This is a genomic window from Streptomyces sp. MnatMP-M17 (genome assembly GCF_900091995.1).
Taxonomy (GTDB): domain Bacteria; phylum Actinomycetota; class Actinomycetes; order Streptomycetales; family Streptomycetaceae; genus Streptomyces.
The window spans coordinates 1-1,383 of the sequence record NZ_FMDK01000649.1; the positions used below are offsets into that span (position 1 = coordinate 1).

Genomic DNA, 1,383 nt, shown 5'->3' on the forward strand with positions numbered 1-1,383 from the left:
CGGTGGAGGCGAGGGCGGTGGAGCCGCCGACCGTACCGCCGCCCGCCGTGCCCGAGCCGCCGACGCTGCCGGAGCCGCCTGTGCCGCCGGATGTGCCGCCGGTACCGCCCGTGCCACCCGGGGCACCGTCCGTACCGCCCGTGCCGTCCGGCAGGTTGGCGTTGTCGTCCAGCGAGACCGCGAGCGTCAGCTTGTCGAGGTCCGTGCCCGCCGGGTACATCCCGCCGAAGGCCTTCGTACCGTCGGCCGTGAGTGTCGCCGGAACCGCGCTCAAGGTCACGACACCGTCCACGGCGGCCAGTTCACCGTCCGGGAGGTCCAGCGTGGCGAAGCTCAGGTCCTCGTATGTGGCGACCTCGTGCGTCTCGCGGTCCTTGGCGGCCACATCGGCGACGAGCGTGCCCTTGCCGTCCGCCACCTCCACCCGCAGACCGCCGAGCTTGAGGTCCAGGACATACGCGCCGGCCTCCTCGTGGCCGAGGAAGCGGACCGTACCGCCGAAGGACGCGGAGAGAGTCCGCGCGTCGGCGTCGAAGGAGCCGGTGCCCTCCGGGAAGCGGTAGGCCGCGCCGGACTGCTTCGCACCGTCGCCGAGTTCGACCTTGCCGTTGGCGATCGGGCCCGTGACGTACGAGCGGAAGGACTCTTTGACGCCCCAGTCGAGATTGCCGTCGACGATCGCGCCGTCCACGGACGCCGGAGGTGTCTCGGAGGCGGTGGTGGTCGGCGAGGGAGTGGGCTCACCGGTCGGCGGCTCGGTGGGCGGCGTCACCGAAGGCGTCGGAGTGGGCGTGGGCGTCGGGGTGGGCGTCGGACTCGGCGACGGCGTGGAGTACGCGACGGCGAGCGTCGCCTTGTCCAACTCCGTGCCCTCCGCGTACATCCCGTTGAAGGCCTTGGCGCCGTCGGCGGTCAGCTTGGCCGGGATGTCCCTGAAGACCATCGAGCCGTTCGCGGTCTCCGGGCGGATGCCCGCGAGGTCGATCGAGGCGAGCTCGATGTCGTCCTGCGTGGCGCCGTTGAGAGTGACGTCCGCCTCGATCGCTCCGGCCGTGCCCTCCGTGACCAGCTTGACGTCGGCGAGCTTGATGTCGAAGCCGTGGGCCGTGGAGGTGAACCGGACGGTGCCGTCGAAGTCCGTGGTCACGTTGTGCGTCGCCGGATCGTATGTACCGGTGCCGTTGGCGAAGGTGAACGGGCCGTTGCCCTCGGCCTGGGCGGCGCCGTCGGTGGCCTCGATGGTGCCGCCGGCGATGCCCGTCACATATCTGCGGAACGACTCCTTCAGTCCCCAGTCCAGGGTGCCGTCCTTCAGTTCCAGTTGCGGGGCCGCGCCTGGGGCCGCACCGGGCGCGGCGAGCGGCGCGGCGGGCGGCGCGGCGG

1 protein-coding gene is annotated in these 1,383 nt (G+C 72.0%); it reads right to left on the reverse strand.

What is annotated here, in order from left to right; all coding sequences use genetic code 11:
• Positions 1-1,383, reverse strand: a 1,383-nt coding sequence (locus GA0115259_RS27195; RefSeq protein ID WP_093601935.1) for an HtaA domain-containing protein, incomplete at both ends; no start/stop codon positions are given.